Origin of the sequence: Sphingomonas sp. RB1R13 (assembly GCF_036663775.1) — a bacterium.
GTDB lineage: Bacteria > Pseudomonadota > Alphaproteobacteria > Sphingomonadales > Sphingomonadaceae > Sphingomicrobium.
The window spans coordinates 575,510-592,519 of the sequence record NZ_JAXOJM010000003.1; the positions used below are offsets into that span (position 1 = coordinate 575,510).

The 17,010-nt window shown below is 62.2% G+C and carries 19 protein-coding genes; 12 read left to right on the forward strand and 7 right to left on the reverse strand.

What is annotated here, in order from left to right; all coding sequences use genetic code 11:
• Window positions 1-43: 43 nt before the first annotated feature.
• The 6 genes from U1700_RS12250 to U1700_RS12275 all read right to left on the reverse strand — a co-directional run bounded on the left by U1700_RS12250 (window position 44) and on the right by U1700_RS12275 (window position 6,000).
• The gene (locus U1700_RS12250; protein WP_332752934.1) at window positions 44-667 is read right to left on the reverse strand and encodes a LuxR C-terminal-related transcriptional regulator; all 624 of its coding nucleotides are present in this window, start codon (window positions 665-667) and stop codon (window positions 44-46) included.
• A gap of 205 nt (window positions 668-872) precedes the next feature.
• Entirely contained in the window at window positions 873-2,228 is a 1,356-nt protein-coding gene (locus U1700_RS12255; protein ID WP_332752935.1) for an ABC1 kinase family protein, read from the reverse strand.
• Window positions 2,225-2,719 carry a DUF427 domain-containing protein gene (locus U1700_RS12260; RefSeq protein ID WP_332752936.1) on the reverse strand — a complete coding sequence of 165 codons (495 nt, stop codon included), beginning with the start codon at window positions 2,717-2,719 and terminating at the stop codon, window positions 2,225-2,227. Before U1700_RS12260 ends, U1700_RS12255 begins: the two co-directional genes overlap by 4 nt.
• Window positions 2,716-3,078 (reverse strand): thiol-disulfide oxidoreductase DCC family protein, encoded by a 363-nt coding sequence (locus U1700_RS12265; protein WP_332752937.1) that lies wholly within the window; start codon window positions 3,076-3,078, stop codon window positions 2,716-2,718. Before U1700_RS12265 ends, U1700_RS12260 begins: the two co-directional genes overlap by 4 nt.
• Before the next feature lie 533 nt (window positions 3,079-3,611).
• On the reverse strand, window positions 3,612-5,138 hold the full coding sequence (locus tag U1700_RS12270) for a class I adenylate-forming enzyme family protein (RefSeq protein WP_332752938.1): 1,527 nt from the start codon (window positions 5,136-5,138) through the stop codon (window positions 3,612-3,614).
• Window positions 5,128-6,000, reverse strand: coding sequence for an amidohydrolase family protein (locus U1700_RS12275; protein WP_332752939.1), 873 nt, complete (start codon window positions 5,998-6,000; stop codon window positions 5,128-5,130). The genes U1700_RS12270 and U1700_RS12275 overlap by 11 nt, the downstream gene beginning before the upstream one ends.
• A 287-nt stretch (window positions 6,001-6,287) precedes the next feature.
• On the opposite strand from U1700_RS12275, the gene U1700_RS12280 reads away from it, so the two are divergent.
• The 11 genes from U1700_RS12280 (at window position 6,288) to U1700_RS12330 (ending at window position 15,234) form a co-directional block, all read left to right on the forward strand.
• Complete coding sequence (locus tag U1700_RS12280) at window positions 6,288-8,450, forward strand: TonB-dependent receptor (RefSeq protein WP_332752940.1); 2,163 nt, start codon at window positions 6,288-6,290, stop codon at window positions 8,448-8,450.
• Window positions 8,450-9,265, forward strand: a complete 816-nt coding sequence (locus U1700_RS12285) for an alpha/beta fold hydrolase (protein ID WP_332752941.1) — start codon at window positions 8,450-8,452, stop codon at window positions 9,263-9,265. Before U1700_RS12280 ends, U1700_RS12285 begins: the two co-directional genes overlap by 1 nt.
• Window positions 9,266-9,294: 29 nt before the next feature.
• Window positions 9,295-11,313 (forward strand): alpha-ketoacid dehydrogenase subunit alpha/beta, encoded by a 2,019-nt coding sequence (locus tag U1700_RS12290; protein WP_332752942.1) that lies wholly within the window; start codon window positions 9,295-9,297, stop codon window positions 11,311-11,313.
• A complete protein-coding gene (locus U1700_RS12295; RefSeq protein WP_332752943.1) occupies window positions 11,313-11,549 on the forward strand; it encodes a biotin/lipoyl-containing protein in 237 nt (78 codons plus the stop codon). The genes U1700_RS12290 and U1700_RS12295 overlap by 1 nt, the downstream gene beginning before the upstream one ends.
• A gap of 31 nt (window positions 11,550-11,580) precedes the next feature.
• Complete coding sequence (locus U1700_RS12300; RefSeq protein WP_332752944.1) at window positions 11,581-12,336, forward strand: IclR family transcriptional regulator; 756 nt, start codon at window positions 11,581-11,583, stop codon at window positions 12,334-12,336.
• 221 nt (window positions 12,337-12,557) lie between these two features.
• A complete protein-coding gene (locus U1700_RS12305; RefSeq protein ID WP_332752945.1) occupies window positions 12,558-13,196 on the forward strand; it encodes a DUF1330 domain-containing protein in 639 nt (212 codons plus the stop codon).
• A gap of 344 nt (window positions 13,197-13,540) precedes the next feature.
• Entirely contained in the window at window positions 13,541-13,771 is a 231-nt protein-coding gene (locus U1700_RS12310; protein WP_332752946.1) for a hypothetical protein, read from the forward strand.
• A gap of 5 nt (window positions 13,772-13,776) precedes the next feature.
• A complete protein-coding gene (locus U1700_RS12315; protein ID WP_332752947.1) occupies window positions 13,777-13,962 on the forward strand; it encodes a nuclear transport factor 2 family protein in 186 nt (61 codons plus the stop codon).
• A 213-nt stretch (window positions 13,963-14,175) separates the two neighbouring features.
• The gene (locus U1700_RS12320) at window positions 14,176-14,388 is read left to right on the forward strand and encodes a hypothetical protein (protein ID WP_332752948.1); all 213 of its coding nucleotides are present in this window, start codon (window positions 14,176-14,178) and stop codon (window positions 14,386-14,388) included.
• 11 nt (window positions 14,389-14,399) lie between these two features.
• Window positions 14,400-14,546 carry a GMC oxidoreductase gene (locus tag U1700_RS12325; protein ID WP_332752949.1) on the forward strand — a complete coding sequence of 49 codons (147 nt, stop codon included), beginning with the start codon at window positions 14,400-14,402 and terminating at the stop codon, window positions 14,544-14,546.
• A gap of 562 nt (window positions 14,547-15,108) precedes the next feature.
• Window positions 15,109-15,234, forward strand: coding sequence for a hypothetical protein (locus tag U1700_RS12330; RefSeq protein WP_332752950.1), 126 nt, complete (start codon window positions 15,109-15,111; stop codon window positions 15,232-15,234).
• A gap of 228 nt (window positions 15,235-15,462) precedes the next feature.
• Here U1700_RS12330 and U1700_RS12335 read toward each other — a convergent pair whose 3' ends face one another.
• Entirely contained in the window at window positions 15,463-15,654 is a 192-nt protein-coding gene (locus U1700_RS12335; RefSeq protein ID WP_332752951.1) for a hypothetical protein, read from the reverse strand.
• 74 nt (window positions 15,655-15,728) lie between these two features.
• Between U1700_RS12335 and U1700_RS12340 the strand changes: the two genes are divergently transcribed.
• Window positions 15,729-16,994, forward strand: a complete 1,266-nt coding sequence (locus U1700_RS12340) for an ABC transporter substrate-binding protein (protein ID WP_332752952.1) — start codon at window positions 15,729-15,731, stop codon at window positions 16,992-16,994.
• Window positions 16,995-17,010: the final 16 nt, after the last annotated feature.

Consider the following 17,010-nt stretch of genomic DNA (forward strand, 5'->3'; position numbering starts at 1 on the left):
AATACCCTCGGTTTCGGCTACGCGATGGCTCAGGTAGCGGTGGTTACAGACCCGCTTCAACGGCGAGGCGAATAAGGTCTGCGCTCGTATGCAGCCCCAGCCGATTGATGAGGATGGCGCGGTGCATCTTGACGGTCGTTTCGGCAAGATCGAGCTCGGCTGCGATCTGCTTGTTGAGCAGGCCGTTGGCAACGAGTTTGAGTATTTGACCTTGGCGCGGCGAAAGCGATTTGATCATTTCGGCCGCTCGAATTCGTCTCATGCTCGACGGGGACGCCGCATCGCGGTCGATTTCGACCTGCGAACCGAGGAAATATAAAAGCGCATCATGCTCGTCGTAAATCGGCGCGACCAAAACAGCATTGCGAAACGGCTGTCCGCTCCGCTTGTAGTTAAGGATCTCTACGAGCACCGGCCGATGCTCGCGAACGCCTCGACGAATTTCCTCGGTAAGCCACGGCTCGGTGCCCGGCCCTGACAAGAAGCGGCAATTGCGTCCAATTACTTCTTCGGTCGAATAGCCGGTCAGGTCGCAAAATGCGGAATTGCATGCGACGATCGGATTGTCTGGCAACCTTGGATCGCTGATCACCGACGGAACCGGGCTATCGGCCACCAGCCGGATATGACGATCGTGAGCGATCAGGGCATGAACTCCCGGCACCATGTCAGTTGGGTGTCCTATCCGTCGCATCTGTCATACTGAAGTTGGCGCTCCCTAAGACCCAGTTTGGCGTTCACCGCTGGATGTCGCATTGTAACACCAACGCTATCCCTATGGGAAGTGAAGGTCGAATGCGAATGACCGCTCCCCGTCCCTAATGACGACCCTGCGTACAATTTAGGCTGAACGGGTCGCACCGCTCAACTGCCTAAATAGAAGCGGCAATCGGCTCTACCGGCTGGCCAAGGGCGTCACGGATCAGCCCGAGCACGTCGATACGGGCTTTGAGCCTCGCCGCAAGCAATGCGGTGCCGCTGATCTTGCGTTGGACGAACAGAAGGTCGGTCGGGGGAATGTGCCACGCAGCCTTGTCGCTCGCGATCGCGGTTCCCTCGTCGCGCAGCGTGCCGACAAAGCGCCGATCGCTGAAGTCGAACGGTCCCGGGCGATGCATTTCGGTAATGACCATGTCGATTATTCGGTTGATCCTGTCGCCATAGCCGTCGACCGCGCCCTGTCCGACGAAGCCCGCCGTTACGGCCGCTGAGCGGACGGCCACAGGATCCGCATCGATCCCGGCCTGCAGCAACTGGCGATACGCCAGCGCGGTTTCCCGCGCCACTGAACGCGCAGCGCCGAAATCGAGCAACACCAGTTTCCCGGTGTCGGGCTGGAAACGGTAATTCGCGAAGTTGGGATCGGTCTGCATCACTCCGAACTCGAACAATTCGCGAAGCACCAGCCTGATCAGCGTCGTCACGACCGCGTCGCGCGTGGCTTGCTGGGCGGTCACGAGCGATTCGATCGGCTGGCCTTCGACGAAGCTCATTGCGAGCACGTTTGCCGTCGTGAATTCCTCGTCGAGCTGCGGCACGAGCAGCGCGGGATCATCGGCGAGCAGACGCCCGAACAACGCCATTTGCGCGCCTTCGCGATCGTAATCCGCTTCCTCGGCAAGCTGTCGCTTGGCCTCGGCGAGCAGCGGCGCGACATCGAGTTCTCTGGGCAGCAGTCCCGATACGCGCAGCAGTGTTGCGACATTGTCGACATCGGCGTCGATGCTCGCCCGCACGCCCGGATATTGCACCTTGATCGCCAGGAGGCGGCCGTCGCGGGTCGTCGCGCGGTGGACCTGGCCGATCGAGGCGGCGGCGATCGGGCGTGGCTCGAACCGCTGAAACCGCGTCCGCCAATCCTTGCCCCATTGCGCCGCAAGCACCTGTTGCAGCTGCTGCGGGGGCATGTGGTGAGCGTTGTCGCGAAGCCCCGCCAGGACTTGGGCGAGCTCGGGCGGCAGAAAGTCACCCGCGTCCATCGAGATCATCTGGCCCAGCTTCATCGCCGCGCCGCGCAGGTGCGACAGGCGATCGGCAAGGCGGCCGACATTCCCCGGGGTAAGCAGCAGGTCGGTCATCCGTGGCCGTTCGCCTGCAGCCAGTCGCCGCGCGCCCTCGGCAATCATGCCGCCGCCGACACCGGCCGCCAGTCGCCCGAACTGGCCAAAGCGCGCAGCACGCCCGCTCGGCACTGCGCGCTGACGCGGCTCTGAGTTATCGTCGTTCACCAACCCATGCTCCCGGGAATGCCCTTGAACGGACCGGCAAGATCACTGGTGATCCAGCCGCCGTAAAACGAGCCGGGCTGTGGGACGACCGTCTCGCCATCGATCAGGCAATGGTCGAACGGCGCGGCGTAAAAAGCGACGTGATCGCGCAGCATCGCGAAGGGCGGGGAGGGGTCGCGATAGCTCCAGCCGACGTGCGGCAGGACGATGCCGTCGATCACGACGTCCCAATAGCTTGCCGATCCCTTCCACTCGCAAAAGGAACTCCCGCCAGCAGCGCGCAGCACGCCCGGCGTGATGGCGTCGGGCGGGATATAATAGCTTGGCGGGTGACTGGTCTCGAACGTGGCAACGCTCAGGCGCGTGTCGGCGATTGGATATCCGCGATGTTCGATGCGGAGATGCGCAACGCAGCGCTCGGCGATGGCCGGTCGCGGAAAGTCCCACACGCTGCGCTGGCCCGGGGCAACCGGGTCGGGTCTTGGCCTCATGCGGCGTGTCGCTCGGCGAATATGCGTTGCAGCCTGGGGCGCACCTGCAGAAACCGTAGGTAAACACGCTCGAGCGCTGCCAGCAACCACGGCGACCGTGCTGCCAACCCCAGCGGCCGGAGCAACGGAATTGCGCGCCACATGGCCGCAAACGCCGCCGCGCCCGACAGCAAGCGCCCGTCTTCGCTCGCGTGGAAGCGGGCCAGCAACTCAGCCGGGTCGATTGGGCAGGCCGAGGCCGGCGCGCTCGTCACATCGACGAACTCGATTGCCCCGCGCCGGTCGAGCCGCCGCATCAACGCAATCTCGCGCCTGCACAGCGGGCAACCACCATCATGCCAGACAATCAGCTCGGTCATGACAACCATATAAGGCGTCCCAAGCGGCGTTGCATCGGCGGCTTGGAAAATGACCAAATCAGTTGGATCGGTGCACCTCGCACTCGCTTGATGACCGTAATATGAAAGCTGCAGGAAAGAAAACCGCGTCATCGACACAGCGAACGCTCGCCGCATCAGCGACCGTAAGGACGAAGTTTCGCGCATCAACGGCCAGATTCGCGAGTTTCTGCAGCTGTTCAATCGCCTCTGCTACGTCGGCTACACCGCGACGCCGTTCGCCAACACCGTCATCGAGCCCAAGTCCAAGGATGCGATTATGGGACATGACCTGTCCCGCGAAGGGACAGTTTTCATTGCTTGAGCGGATCGGCCAACCGCTCGGCAAAGCGCGCTTCCCGCTCGTCCTGGTCGCAGCTTCCGCGCGCCCCCGCTTCCACCATCCCCCGAATCAGCGCATCTTTCTGCGCGGTCGAAAAAAACCTCTCGCTCGTTCTGAAGCTCGTCGCGGTGCTGAGAATTCGACGATTTCTACGATTGCCTGCGACACGAAATCAAAGTGGGGCATGGCCGAGTTCATTAGCCATTGAGCGCAGACTCGTCTTCAACACCTTGCCCGAAGCATTGCGCGGCAATTCGTCGAGGAAGGTGACGCCGCGCGGCACCTTGAACCCGGCAAGCTCCGCCCGGCACTTGCGCGTGATCGCCTCAGCATCGAGCGACGTGCCGGCGCGGGTCACGACGAACACGTGCAGCGCCTCCCCCCACTGCGCGTCGTTCCGCCCGACTACCGCGACATCCTGGACCGAAGCGAGACTAGCGATGACATTCTCGATCTCGCGGGGATAGACGTTTAGCCCGCCGGTCACGACCATGTCTTTCTTGCGGTCGATGATCGCGATGAATCCGTCACCATCCCTGCGGGCGATATCGCCAACGGTGACCCAGCCGTCGTGTACAGCCTCGGCAGTTTCCTCGGGTAGCTGCCAATATCCGCTGAACGAGGCGGGGGAACGGCTGAACAGTTCGCCCGCTTCTTCAGGCCCGCAGCTTCGCCCATGATCATCGCGCAGGTCGATCTCGACGCCCGGGAAAGGCCGTCCAACACTGCCCGGGTGCGACAATTGTTCGGTCGGCCGGATATTGGTGACGATCCCGCCTTCGGTCGAGCCATAGGTTTCATGAAGAAGCCCCGGGCCAAACTGGGCGATCGCACGCTCTTTCATTGCGAACGGCAGGGCGGCGGCGTTGGAGATGATCGAGGTCAGGTGGTGATCGCGGCGGCGGTCGAGCTCGGCCTGGGGCAGGTCGAACAGGCGGGCGAATTGCGTCGGCACCATGAACACGCCGCTGATGTCGCGCTGCCCGATGCGGTCGAGCATGGCGATCGGATCATTCGCCGGGAACAATGAGGTCGTCCCACCGAAAAACAGCGCGGCGCAGGCGAACACGAAGCCCGCGCCATGGCACATCGGTGCCAGCGCGAGGAAATGATCGTCGGCGCCGAAGCAGCGATATTCAGCGGCCATCGCCATGAAGGTGATCGAGCGGCTGCGGTGGGGCAGCAGCACGCCCTTGGGCCGCCCGGTCGTGCCCGACGTGTAGGCGAGCGCGAACGGGTCGGTCTCGGCCACGGCAATATCGCTCGCCCGGTCGCTGGCGCGCGCAAGCAGCACTTCGTACCGCTCGTCGAGCACGATGATTGGCACATCGCGGGCGGGATCCAAGGCGTCTAGCGAACGCGGGTGGACGAAGATCGCGCGGGGCGTGCAATCTGCGAGGATCGCATCGAGCTCGGCGCGCGTGAGGCGGGAGCTCAACGTGGCGACGATGACGCCTATATCCGACAGGCCAGCAACGATCTCGACATAGGGCAGGCAATTGGGCGCGATCAGTGCGACGCGGTCGCCGGGGACGAGGCCAAGATGTCCGATCCCCAGATTTGCCACCCGCGCCATCCGCTCGACCAGCCGGCGATAGTCGAGCGTCTCGCCATCGGCGACGATCGCCGGCTTGGCGCCGACCCTGGCGGCGGCGCAGCGGATCCCGCGCCCGATCGTCATCGGCCTATCAGCGGACACCCATGCGCTCCGCCATCTTCGGGAATGCCGCCAGCGCATTGCCGCGCATGACCTGCTCGTGCGCCGCCGGACGCAGCGCATGCTGCTCCATTTCCGCGACCGCGCGGCGCGGGTCGATTACCGGCCAGTCGGTCCCAAACAGCACTTTATCGCTGCCATAGCTGTTCATGTAATGGACGAGGTTCGCGGGGAGATGCTTGGGCGCATAAGCGTCGATGCAGATGAACACGCGCGCATGCTTCCACGCCATGGCGATCATCTCGTCGGCCCACGGCGTCCCGACGTGGATGCCGATCAGGGTCAGCTCGGGGAAATCGATCGCCACCTGGTCGAGCAGAATAGGCCTTGCCACCGACGGTAGGCGGACGTCCTTCTGATAGATCAGATTCTGCCCGACCTGAAGCATGAACGGCAGGTCGAGCTCGCAGCATTTGGCGTAGATCGGGTACCAGCGCGGGGCGTCGGGCGGCAGGCGATACCAGTGGGGGTAGGCGTGGGCCCCGACAAAGCCGAGCGCGGCCGCTCGCTCGAGGTCGGCGAGCTGCGCCATGCCGCGGGTTGGATCGGTCCCCGCCAGCCCCGAAAATCGCGTTGGATGGCGGTCGCACCAGCGCGCCACCGTGTCATAGGGAATCTCGAAAGAGCCCTTCCAGTCGGGATCGCCCGCGCGTACCGCGATGAGTAGCGAATGCTCGATCCCGGCGTCATCCATCAGTCGCACATAATCATCGGCGCAAACCCCGCCGCGCATAGCCTGCGGCAGCCGTACCTGGTCCATGAACGCCGCGTCGAAGCCAGTCTGGCCCGCCACGACTTCGTCGGGACCGAACAGATTCACTACAATGTCGATCGCCCTGACCATATGCCGCTCCAACTCGCTCGATCGCAGCCTAACAGCTGATAGCTTAGTTCACAAGTCTGGACTTGTAATCCACAAGTGCGAACATCGTTTGACAATTACGGATCGAAGGATCACAAGCGTGTGGCGGATCCAAAAGGGCCGTGCTGCTTGGGGAAGAACTGGCAATGAAACAGGGAAGCATCGTTTCACTCGCGTCGTCGGTGGCCATTCTCGCCATGGCCATGCCTTCGTTAGCATCTGCCCAGACGGCCCCTCCCGCCGAATCAGCCACGGCGACGCAGGCCCCGGTGACCGCCGCTCCGGGCGCCACGAGCAACGATGATATCGTCGTCACGGCGCAGCGCCGCAGCGAGTCGATCCAAACCGTGCCGATCTCGATCACCGCGCTGACCGGCCAGACGCTGGTCAAGGCGGGCATTCAGGACACCGAGCGGCTGGCGACGCTAACCCCCGGGCTGATTGTCCAGCGATCGGTCGTCGGCAAGGTCAGCATTCGCGGCGTAGGCAACGAGAATTACACCATCGCCGGCGATCCCGGCGTCGCGGTCCACAGCGACGGCGTCTATGTCGCGCGCGCTGCCGCAGGCCTGTTCGACCTTTTCGACATTGCCCGGGTCGAGGTGCTGCGCGGGCCGCAAGGGACCCTCTATGGCCGCAACGCCACCGGCGGCGTGATCAACGTTATTCCCAATGCCCCGGTCAATCGCATTGAAGGCCGCGTGGCGGTTGAGGTCAGCAACTACAGCGGCCGCCGCATCGAGGGCATAATCAACGTTCCCTTCGGCGGCGGCTTCTCGTTTCGCGCCGCAGGCCTCGGCAACTTTCGCGATGGCTTCACCAAGAATACGAATGCCGATGCCCGAGCGCGCGGGTTCAAGTCATTCGACAGCAAGGATGTCCTGGCCGGCCGCGCCCAGCTCGCGTTCGAAGATGGCGGCCCGTTCAAGGCGCGCGCCATGGTCGAGATGATCGAAGATGAGTCCAACCTACCCGCCTACAAATATCTCAACCGCCCAGGCGCCCTGCCAACTGCCGATTTCGGCGGCGGCGCGTCGGCCTTCACGCCCGAGTTTCTGCGCAGCGTGAACCAGGGGATCGAGCTTCAGATCCCCGGCTCAGGGCGCAGTGTCGGCACCAACGACGACGTATTCAAGACGCAGCAGTTCGGCGCATCCCTGCACATGAGCTATGATCTCGGAAGCGCGGCGCTATCATCGATCACCGGCTACCGTCGCACCAAGTTCAATTATCTCGACGACGGCGACGGTTCCGACGTGTTCTACGTCAACTATCTTCAGCAGGACAAAAGCCGCCAGTTCAGCGAGGAGCTGCAGCTCAACGGCGGCGGCGGCGCGTTCGAATATCTGCTCGGAGCCTTTTACTTCAAGGAAACCGGGACGAGTTTCATTGCCCTACCTTTCACTTTCGGGTTCAACCTGCCATTTTACATCACCATCGACGGGACCGCGCGGACGAGCGCGATTGCCGGCTTCGGCGAGCTTCGCTGGAAGCCGACTGATGCTCTCAAAATTACCGTGGGCGCCCGATACAGCCACGAGAAGCGCTCGGCGAAATATCGTTACGAGATTAATTTTGGGGCGCCGTTCGTCGCCAATCCCGATCTGCATGCGAAGTTCAATGCCTTCACTCCGCGGCTGGTCGTCGACTATCGCGCCGCGCGGGACATTCACCTCTATGCCTCGGCGACCCGTGGCTTCAAGTCGGGCGGGTTCAACCTGCTCGCGATCCAGCCAGGCTTCGCGCCCGAAAAGGTGTGGACTTACGAGGCTGGCGTGAAGACCCAGTTCGCCGATCGCAAGGTGACCCTCAACGCCAACATCTTTTATTCCAAATACAAGGACATCCAGGTCGGCCAGATCGTCAACCTCCAGTCAGTCCTAACCAACGCCGCAAAGGCGACGCTGAAGGGTGCCGAGGTCGAGTTCTCCGCCCGTCCGAGCCGCGAGCTCGAGCTTGGCGCAACGCTGGCGTATCTGATTGCGAAATATGACAAGTTCTGTACCGGCGATCCGAGCAATCCGACCGCGCCGACGAGCCCCGGCTGCACTGCCGCCAACCCGATCGACCTCAAGGGCAACACCTTTCCGCGCGCGCCCAAATGGTCGTTGACGGGCACTGCCTCCTATACCATCCCGGTCGGCGATGGCGGCATCACGCTGCGCGGCGATGCGCGCTATCAGTCGAAGACCTATTTTACGCAGTTTAACCGCCCGCTGATTTCTCAGAAGGGGTACACCGTGGTGAATGGCCGAGTGACGTGGACCTCGGGCGGCGGCCGCTACAGCCTGTCGGGCTTCGTCAATAACGTCTTCGACAAGACCTATTTTAGCGAAGTGCTTGAATCAGGCGCCTTCAACCCGCAACTCGTCGGCCAGGCATATGTCGCCGCGCCGCGCACCTACGGCCTGAGCGCGGCGGTCTCCTTCTGATGGCGTTCCACTTCCTCTCGGATGGTACCCCGCTGTGGTACGAGGAGCGCGGCCAGGGGCGACCGCTCGTGCTACTCCAAGGACTGCAATTTCCGTCGGGCTATTTTTGGCAGCACAATATCGACGCGCTGGCGGCGAACAACCGCGTGATCATGGTCGACCTGCGCGGTCAAGGTCTCTCGGGCAAGCCGATCGGCGGCCATAATATCGCGCGGAACGCGGCCGATCTCGAGGAATTCTTTGCCGCGCTTGATCTCCACGACGTGCTGCTGGCCGGGGTCGCATTCGGTGGACTGGTCATGCTCGACTATCTGAAGTCGGCGGGGAGCGCGCGGCTGCGCGCGCTGTGCCTGTGCGAGATGACCCCTCGCCTGATGTCCGCGCCCGATTGGCCCCACCCGACCTTCGGCGATTTTCCGGAAGAAGCAGCCAATGGCTATGGCGACAGCGTCCGCGCCGATCGCTCCGTCCTCGACGGCTTCCTCCACGCCGCCTTCGCCGAGCCGCTAGATCCCGCGACACTGGCCGAAATGAAGGGCCAGATGTTCTTGTCGCCGACCGCAATCGTCGCAGACCTTATCGACGATATGGTCAAACAGGATTTCCGCGCCGACCTTCCCTCGATCTCCCTCCCGACGCTCCTGCTCTATGGCCGCAAGAACAACCCGGTGATGCCGGGCGAAGTCGGCCGCTGGATGGCGGAACGCATCCCGCATTCCGTATTGGTCGAACTCGACGGAGGCGGACATAGCGTCTTCTGGGAAGACCCAGCCGCCTTCAATGCCGCGCTCGACACCTTCGCCGCCGCGCACTGATTTCATTTTCATCCTGCCGAGTGACCGACATGCCAAGTAAAGTGGACGCCACCACTGCCATCGAAATATACCGGACGATGGCGCGGATCGCCGCGACCGATCAGTGCATCCAGCAGGGGCTCTCAGCGGGCGAACTCCAGTGCCAATATTACCCCTGCGGCGGGCAGGAGGCGATCCCTGCCGCGATCGCACCGCTTCTGACGCCGACCGATAAATCGGTCATCACTTACCGCTGCATCCACGACATCGTCGCCAAGGGCACTCCGATCCGCGAGATCGTCGCCGAAATCTATGGCCGCTCGACAGGCACGTCGAAGGGCAAGGGCGGCCCGATGCACTTGTGCGACCCCGACAGCGGCTTGATGGTAACGACCGGTATCGTCGGTGCCGGCGCGCCCATCGCTGCGGGTATCGCGCTCGGCGAGCAACTACTGGACAGCGGAAATGTCGTCACTTGCAGCTTTGGCGACGGCGCTGCCAACATCGGTGCGGTCCATGAAGCGCTCAACATCGCCGCGCTGTGGAAGCTGCCGGTCGTGTTTGTCTGCCAGAACAATCTCTACGCCGAATACACCAGCTACGCGAATTCGACTGCGAGTCCGACCATCGCCGGCCGCGCTGCATCCTATGGCATGGTTGGCGAGACTGTCGATGGCACCGACCCCTACGCCGTGTACGAAGCCGCTGCGCGGGCTATCGCGCGCGCCCGCAGCGGCGAAGGCCCGACCCTGCTTGAATGCGTCGCGACCCGCCTGCAGGGCCACTCGTTCGGCTCGGACGAAGGCCATATGGATGCCGCCGGGCTTGCCGCGGCGCGCGCGCTCAATCCAGTCAAAATCTACCGTCAACACCTGATCGACGAGGGAATCGCCGCCGCCGAAGCGCTCGATCAGATCGACGTCGCCGCCACCGCCGAAGTCGACGACGCGCAGGCTTTCGCCAGGAGTTCGCCGCAGCCCGACGCGAGCGAACTCACCGTCGACGTCCTCGCGAACCCCGCCGAACTGCCCGACGCGCCGAGCCCCGCAGCCATTCCCGAGCAACCCCTCCCCGACGCCGCCGGCCACAAGATGACCTTCGGCCAGGCGATTACCGAAGCGCTCGACATCGCGCTCACTGGCGACCCCAGCGTTATCCTGCTCGGCGAAGACATCGAGGACCCCGCCGGGGGAATCGTCAAGGCAACCTACGGCCTGTCGACCAAGCATGGCCGGGAGCGTGTCCGCGGCACCCCCATCTCCGAACAGGCGATCGTCGGCGCGGCGATCGGCGCAAGCCTCGTCGGCCTGAAGCCCGTCGCCGAGATCATGATCATCGATTTCGCGATGGTCTGCATGGACCAGATCGCTAACCACGCTGCCAAGCTACGCTATATGTCGGGCGGTCGCACCTCGGTCCCGATCACGCTGCGAATGCTGACCGCCAGCAATGTCGGCAGTTTCGGCGCCCAGCACAGCCAGAGTCTTGAAGCCTGGTTCGCGCACATCCCCGGCCTTAAGGTCGTCGCGCCAAGCAACGCCGCCGACGCCAAGGGACTGCTGCTGTCGTGCATCAACGACCCTGACCCATGCATCTTTATCGAGGCGATGCGTTGCTTCTTCGTCCCCGGCATGGTCCCCGAAGGCGACTATCGCGTGCCCATCGGCAAGGCGGCAATTGCCCGGTCCGGTAAGGACGTCACGATCATCGCATGGAGCTGGGCGATGCAGGAAGCGCTCGCAGCCGCCGCGACGCTGGCCGAACGAGGGATCGAGGCCGAGGTCGTCGACCTGCGCTCGATCGTCCCGCTCGACATGGTGACAGTGATGGCGTCGGTCCGCCGCACTGGCCGAGTAGCGATCATCCAGTCGGCGGTCGAATTTGGTGGGTTTGGCGCCGAACTGGCCGCGCGCATCCAGGAGGAAGCCTGGGGCGTGCTCAAGGCCCCGGTTCTCCGCCTCGGCGCACGCTACACCCCTGTACCCTTCGCGCAGAACCTTGAAGCGATGCACTTTCCGAATGCCGCCGGCCTCGTCGCCAAGGTCGAACAGTTGCTGAACGTCCGCTGATGTCCAAGATGACACTCAAGCTGCCTAAGCTGGCGGTCTCGATGCAATCGGGCACACTCGTCGAATGGCTCGTCGCAAGCGAAGACACGGTCTCCGTCGGCCAGCCGATCTACGCGGTCGAGACCGAAAAGACTTCGACCGAGGTCGCGAGCCCGTTCGCCGGCCGGATTGTCACGATCGGCCAGATCGGCGAGAATTATCCGGTCGGCACCCCCATTGCAGAAATCCACACCTGACAGCGGAGCTTTCGGGCGGTAGAGGGCAGCGATGGCAGACAATCTGGTAAAGTCCGCAGCGCGTGCCCTGGAGATCCTCGAACTCTTCGCGGAGCGGCGCGAGCCGCTCAACGCGACCCAGATCGCAACGACCCTGGGCTATCCCAAGTCGAGCCTTAGCGTTCTGCTCAAGAGCCTGATCACTCAAGGTTACCTCAGCAGCAGCCGCGGCGACGGCGGGCTGTTTCCCACCCTCAAGCTGACCCGGCTCGGCGACTGGGTGCCGACCGCGTTGCTCGGCTCGGAAACCTTACTCCCCCTGCTGTTGGCCTTGCGCGACCGCACCGGCGAGACCGTCACTCTAACGATCCCTGTCGATCTCAACATGCGGTGCATATATGCACTTATCGGCACGCATCCGATCGCGCTCCAGGTCGAGGAAGGAGTTTCCTTTCCAACGATCGGCACCGCAATCGGTACAATGTTTCTTGCCACGCAGCCTGATACGGTGACACGCAGCCTGTTCGATCGCTGGGTCAAGCAGGGGCACGCACGCGAAAGTGGCAAGTGGGACGAACTACAAAAGGCGATCGCTTCAGCGCGCACCGACGGGTACAGCAGCGCGTACGACATCGTCCTGCCGGATACCGGTGCAATCGCAATGCCGATCCGCGCGGCGTCGAACAAAGAAATACTGATCGTCGGTGTCGCTGGTCTGAATTACCGTATTCACCAGGCTTCGGAAGCAATCCGCGAAACGATGCGCGCACTGTTACCGCCAATGGAAGACGCCCAAGACGCCTCCTGAGGCATGGCAGGCACGTAGAGTCTCGCCAAATGTATTAAACACACCGTCGTCTGGATCCCGGCGACCTAATCGCACCGCCCCAGGTTTCAATGCCAGACCGACCTCCAGCAGCACTCGATTACATCAATTAATGTACACGAGAGTGTTGTTGACGTTCACTTATGTGAACCTATTGACGGACCGGTATCCTTGTGAGACCGCTTTTCGAGAGGAGCAAAGCCATGTCCGACTTACCTGCCTTCTTGATCTTGAAGCTTCCCGCCTCGACTGATGCCGCCACGGTTGATGCGTGGAGCAAGGCGATCGCCACCGCGCGCGGGACGGTGCTCGCCTCCGGCACGGCGGAAGCGGTAAAGCCGCTGGAGGAGGGGGGTGCCCATGAGGCTCTGGTCCTCGCCCGGTTTGCGGTGGCGTCCGATCTCGATCAGTTCTGGAATGACGCCCCGACGCCGCCCGCTGGTTTGGTTGCGCTAGCCGCCGACGGCCTCGCCTGGGAAGGCTGGCCGGGTCATGACGTCCCTACCATCGCTACGGTCCACGTACCCGATGACGGCGTCGCGCGAGCCTATATGCTGATCGAAGGAACCGGCCACGACGAGCAACGCCTCGACCAGTATCGCGATATCATTCTGCCAATGCTGCGCGAACGGGGCGCTTATTATGTTCTCTTCTCGCTCGGCGGGACGACCCGCGTCTTGGCGGGCAAGTGGGACGAAGCCGTCCTCGCTATTTCGCGCTGGCCGTCGCGCGCGCGTGCCGAGGACTTCTGGTACAGCGAGCGCTACCAAAAAGAAGCGATCCCCTTACGCACCGGGGTCAGCCGGTTCGACGTGCAAATTCTCGATGGGCTTGCAGGGTAAATGACACCGTCCGGTGAGGGGCGCCAGAACATCTGTACTGAATCTGATCGTTGCGACCGCTGGCTGGGCGACGTCTCCCTTGGCCGCAAATTTCACGGGTCATCAACGACCAGATCGACCGTTTTGGGCGTGCTGGTTACCCGAAAGCACATCAAGGCTAGGCCCCAAGTTATTTGAATGGCATATTTGAGCGCATGTGTTTGCCTCCCGTCCACACTTGAACGAACGGCCGCTTCAGAGAAACCTATGCAACCTTCGGGCAGACGAGTCGGCTCATTGAAGGTCAGCATGTCATTTGGATTGCCAAAGCTTCACATGCTCCGTGATCAGTTCGTGTTTTGGCCATGACGCCGTACTCGACCGAGGTTGCGCATCAGTTCATGCGGGCGTTCTGGGACGGCGACCTTGCAGGCGCGGAAGCGTGGGCGGCCGACGACGCGCAGTGGGTGTTCCAGCCGTCGATGTTTTATGTCGCCGAGGGCGGCGCAGTGTGGTCGCCGCGTGAGGCGATGCGGCGGATTACAGCTAATCTGTTCGGTGCATTCGACCTTGAGGCGGACTTCCAAGTGGCCTGACCAGCATGATCGGCGACGACGAGACTGCGGTGCTCGAACATCATGCCGCGGGACGCTTCGTCGGTGGCGAGGCCTACGCAAATCGCTACGCGGCCTGCTTCACCGTCCGGGGCGGCAAGGTCACCGAGGTGCGGCCGTACAACGACACCAAACGCATGCTGGCGCTGATCAGCCCAAACGCGCGCGACTGAGATTAACGACGGGGGAACGACGACGATGATAATGATGACGACGAGCGCACCGGGCTAGGCAGTGCTGATGGCCTTGGGGTCGTCGACATCGGTGTTCGCGCAGACGGTAGCCCCGGCTGCCGGCAAGCGGTGCCGGCCAAAGGATCGATACCACCGACCAGAGCGACATGGTGGTTGTGCGCAGCGCCGCAAGGAACGGTTGAGGACGTACCCGTGGCGGTGACCGCGCTTGGCAGGGCGCCGCTGATCAACCGTCGGCGATTTCAATTTTCAGTCCTCTATTTTCGCAAGGATATCGAGGTGCGGACCAAGTCGGCAGCGCTGTACGGCCAGCTCAATTATCACTTTACCGATAAGCTCACTGCTTTCCTGGGTGGGCGCTATACCTTCGACAACAAGCGACGCCCTCGGCAACGCACAACATAGGCATCGCGAAAGTGAGCCGCGATCCGCCCGACGGTGTCGTCGATCCGTTCGGCGAAGCGTACGAACTGCCCAATCTCTTTATCTCGGACGGCAGTCAGTTCGTAACTAGCACCGCTCGCAATATAACACTGACGATCGTCGCACTGGCACTGCGCTAGGCCGACCCCACCGCTCTTCGTTTGGCTGCACGGTCGCTTTAGGAGACCCACTCGTAGTAGAGGCAGTCAACAACTATCGCCCAAGTGTTGCCGCACTGGACAGCAGCGGCCCGGCCGACATAAGTTACCCCCGGTCGATAACTTCTACTTAGACGTCCTGCACTACCGCGAAGCTGAGCCTAATTACAGCGCCGGGACGATGCACCGCGAGCGCGAGCGGAATTGGAGCTGTCGTGAATGTGCGGCCTAGCGCGCGACGCGGCCGGCTCGGGCGACTGATTTACCTTCGATCTGGCTTCCCTTTCACGAGCGCGGGGTACGAGGGAACCAACAAGCAAGACTTCGTGCTGATGGTTGATAATTAACGCGCATTACAAACGCCATGCATCGTTGAGTGCGCCAAACGAAAGTGGCTGCAATTCGGAAGCCCTGGCGACATTAGCCGCCCTGATTTTAAAGTGCAGATGTACCGTCAATCGAAAACGAAAGGCAATGATTGGGCCGCTAGCAGGACGACCGCTTCAAATGGCGGAACCACATAAGCGAACCCTCCCCCTATGCCGTGGAGACCATTGCCCACCTCGGATTAGCTGATCAGGGCGGCCTCGTTCGCGTCGGATTGTGCCACTACAACACCGCCGAAGAAGTCGATTTGTTGCTTTCCGCTTTGGGCGAGATCAGTGATTAAGTAGGGACAACAGAAGAACGACGGCGGTCGTGGAAGCGACCGGTTTGCGCGCGAGGCCTCCGATTTTTTTGTTGAACCGCCTTCGCCGAGAGTTGTGAATGCGGCTGATCAGCCGGTTTCCGACATCTAAATCTCTGCCGATACGAATGGAGGCGGGCGTCAGGCTTTCGACCTGCGAGTGGCCATCGGGCAGGTAAGCTCATACCCTTGCGGTAACGCGTGCAGAAGCTATCCGGTCATGACTGCTGCCGTCCCGGCATTGCGCGATTGATTAGCCAAGGACGCATTGCAACTATCATGAAAAGACACAAAACCTTGCCAATCGCCGCCCTGTGAGCGGGCGGCCTTGCCCGCAATCACCTCGGCGATGCCAACTATTCCTTCGCGGTTGACAGGCGCGTCAACGCGATCAAGATGCATGTTGATCGGACCCTAGCTCATAAAGCTGCTTCAGCAGCCGATATTCTGCGACGAGAAAGAAGATGGCACTGTAAATGAGGGTCGGGTTTCGCTTTTTGGCTGGTCTTGCCGCAACATCATTAATTGCCGGCCAAGCACTGTCCCGGCCGGTTACGGTCATCAAAATTGCGACCCACTATAATTCCCAGCAGATCGCCCCGATGCTTACCTGCTTTCGTCAATATGAAGCGCAGCATCCCGGTATCCGCATCGTTCATCAGCAGGTATCCTACGAGGATTTTTTGCAGACAGTGCTGATCTCGCGCGCCGGGCGCTCACCGGTCGACATCTATAATCTTTATTCGATCTGGGCGCCTCAGCTGATTGCGACCGGCGCACTTGACGTTCCGCCCGCGGACATCGATCGTTTCGTCAGAACAAACTACACGCCTGCAACAGTCAACGCGGCAACCATGAAACACCGTCTGTGGGGCGTGCCAACCAGCGTCAGTGTCTATCAACTGGTTTACAACAAGAAGCTGCTGGCCGCCGCCGGCTTCCTGGCCCCACCCAAGACCCTTGCCGACCGGTTGAAAATCGGTGCCGCGATCACCCGAAAAAACCGTCAGGGCAACAGCCTCGTCGGAGGCTACGCCTTCGAATTGGTGGGGGCCAGTGTAACGCATACCTTCTACTCCGAAATGTATGCCGCCGGCGTCGCACCATTTACCGCCGACGGGCGCCACTCGAACCTTCGCTCTGCAGCTGCTGTCGCTATCCTGAGCAAGCAAGCGGAACTGTTTCGGCGCGGCATCAGCAGCGGTTCGGTCTTGGCAGCCGACTTCCCCGGCGGCGGCGTCGGTATGACGATCATGGCCAATTGGATGAAGGATACGCTGCGCTATTCGCTCGGCTCGCGCTTCGAACAAACGGTCGGGGTGGCGCCGATCCCAACCGACGGACCCGGCGGAACAATGATCTACTCATTCTTCTGGGGCGTCGATCGGGCGAGCCAGGTCAGACGACAATCCTGGGACCTGCTGCGCTGGCTCGACAGCCCGCGGGGGCACGGTGGCCTGTCGTGCACCGGCGCAATGCTTGCCCAGATGGGCGATCTCACCGGAAACAGGTCCGATCTTGCCGCCATGCGCAGCACCATCTCCGATCCGTTCAGCCAGCAATATATCGCCGCCCTCCGTTCGCCCGGGGCTGTCAGCCAGCCAAACATCTGGCATGCATCGGAAGTGGACCGGCTTCTTAAATATTATATCGAACTCGCCTGGGCCGGGCGGATGACCCCGGCGGCGGCCCTGTCTGCGGCAGATAGCGACATCACTGCCATCCTGCGTGAACAGCCGTGATCCAGCCAGCGTCGGG

Excerpts from the sequence above, each read along its gene's own strand:
- U1700_RS12275 (WP_332752939.1), bottom strand. The coding sequence starts at position 6,000 with ATGGTCAGGGCGATCGACATTGTAGTGAATCTGTTCGGTCCCGACGAA.
- U1700_RS12285 (WP_332752941.1), top strand. The coding sequence starts at position 8,450 with ATGGCGTTCCACTTCCTCTCGGATGGTACCCCGCTGTGGTACGAGGAG.
- U1700_RS12315 (WP_332752947.1), top strand. The coding sequence starts at position 13,777 with ATGATCGGCGACGACGAGACTGCGGTGCTCGAACATCATGCCGCGGGA.
- U1700_RS12310 (WP_332752946.1), top strand. The coding sequence starts at position 13,541 with ATGACGCCGTACTCGACCGAGGTTGCGCATCAGTTCATGCGGGCGTTC.
- U1700_RS12300 (WP_332752944.1), top strand. The coding sequence starts at position 11,581 with ATGGCAGACAATCTGGTAAAGTCCGCAGCGCGTGCCCTGGAGATCCTC.
- U1700_RS12340 (WP_332752952.1), top strand. The coding sequence starts at position 15,729 with ATGAGGGTCGGGTTTCGCTTTTTGGCTGGTCTTGCCGCAACATCATTA.
- U1700_RS12290 (WP_332752942.1), top strand. The coding sequence starts at position 9,295 with ATGCCAAGTAAAGTGGACGCCACCACTGCCATCGAAATATACCGGACG.
- U1700_RS12260 (WP_332752936.1), bottom strand. The coding sequence starts at position 2,719 with ATGAGGCCAAGACCCGACCCGGTTGCCCCGGGCCAGCGCAGCGTGTGG.
- U1700_RS12295 (WP_332752943.1), top strand. The coding sequence starts at position 11,313 with ATGTCCAAGATGACACTCAAGCTGCCTAAGCTGGCGGTCTCGATGCAA.
- U1700_RS12250 (WP_332752934.1), bottom strand. The coding sequence starts at position 667 with ATGGTGCCGGGAGTTCATGCCCTGATCGCTCACGATCGTCATATCCGG.
- U1700_RS12265 (WP_332752937.1), bottom strand. The coding sequence starts at position 3,078 with ATGACCGAGCTGATTGTCTGGCATGATGGTGGTTGCCCGCTGTGCAGG.
- U1700_RS12305 (WP_332752945.1), top strand. The coding sequence starts at position 12,558 with ATGTCCGACTTACCTGCCTTCTTGATCTTGAAGCTTCCCGCCTCGACT.
- U1700_RS12335 (WP_332752951.1), bottom strand. The coding sequence starts at position 15,654 with ATGCATCTTGATCGCGTTGACGCGCCTGTCAACCGCGAAGGAATAGTT.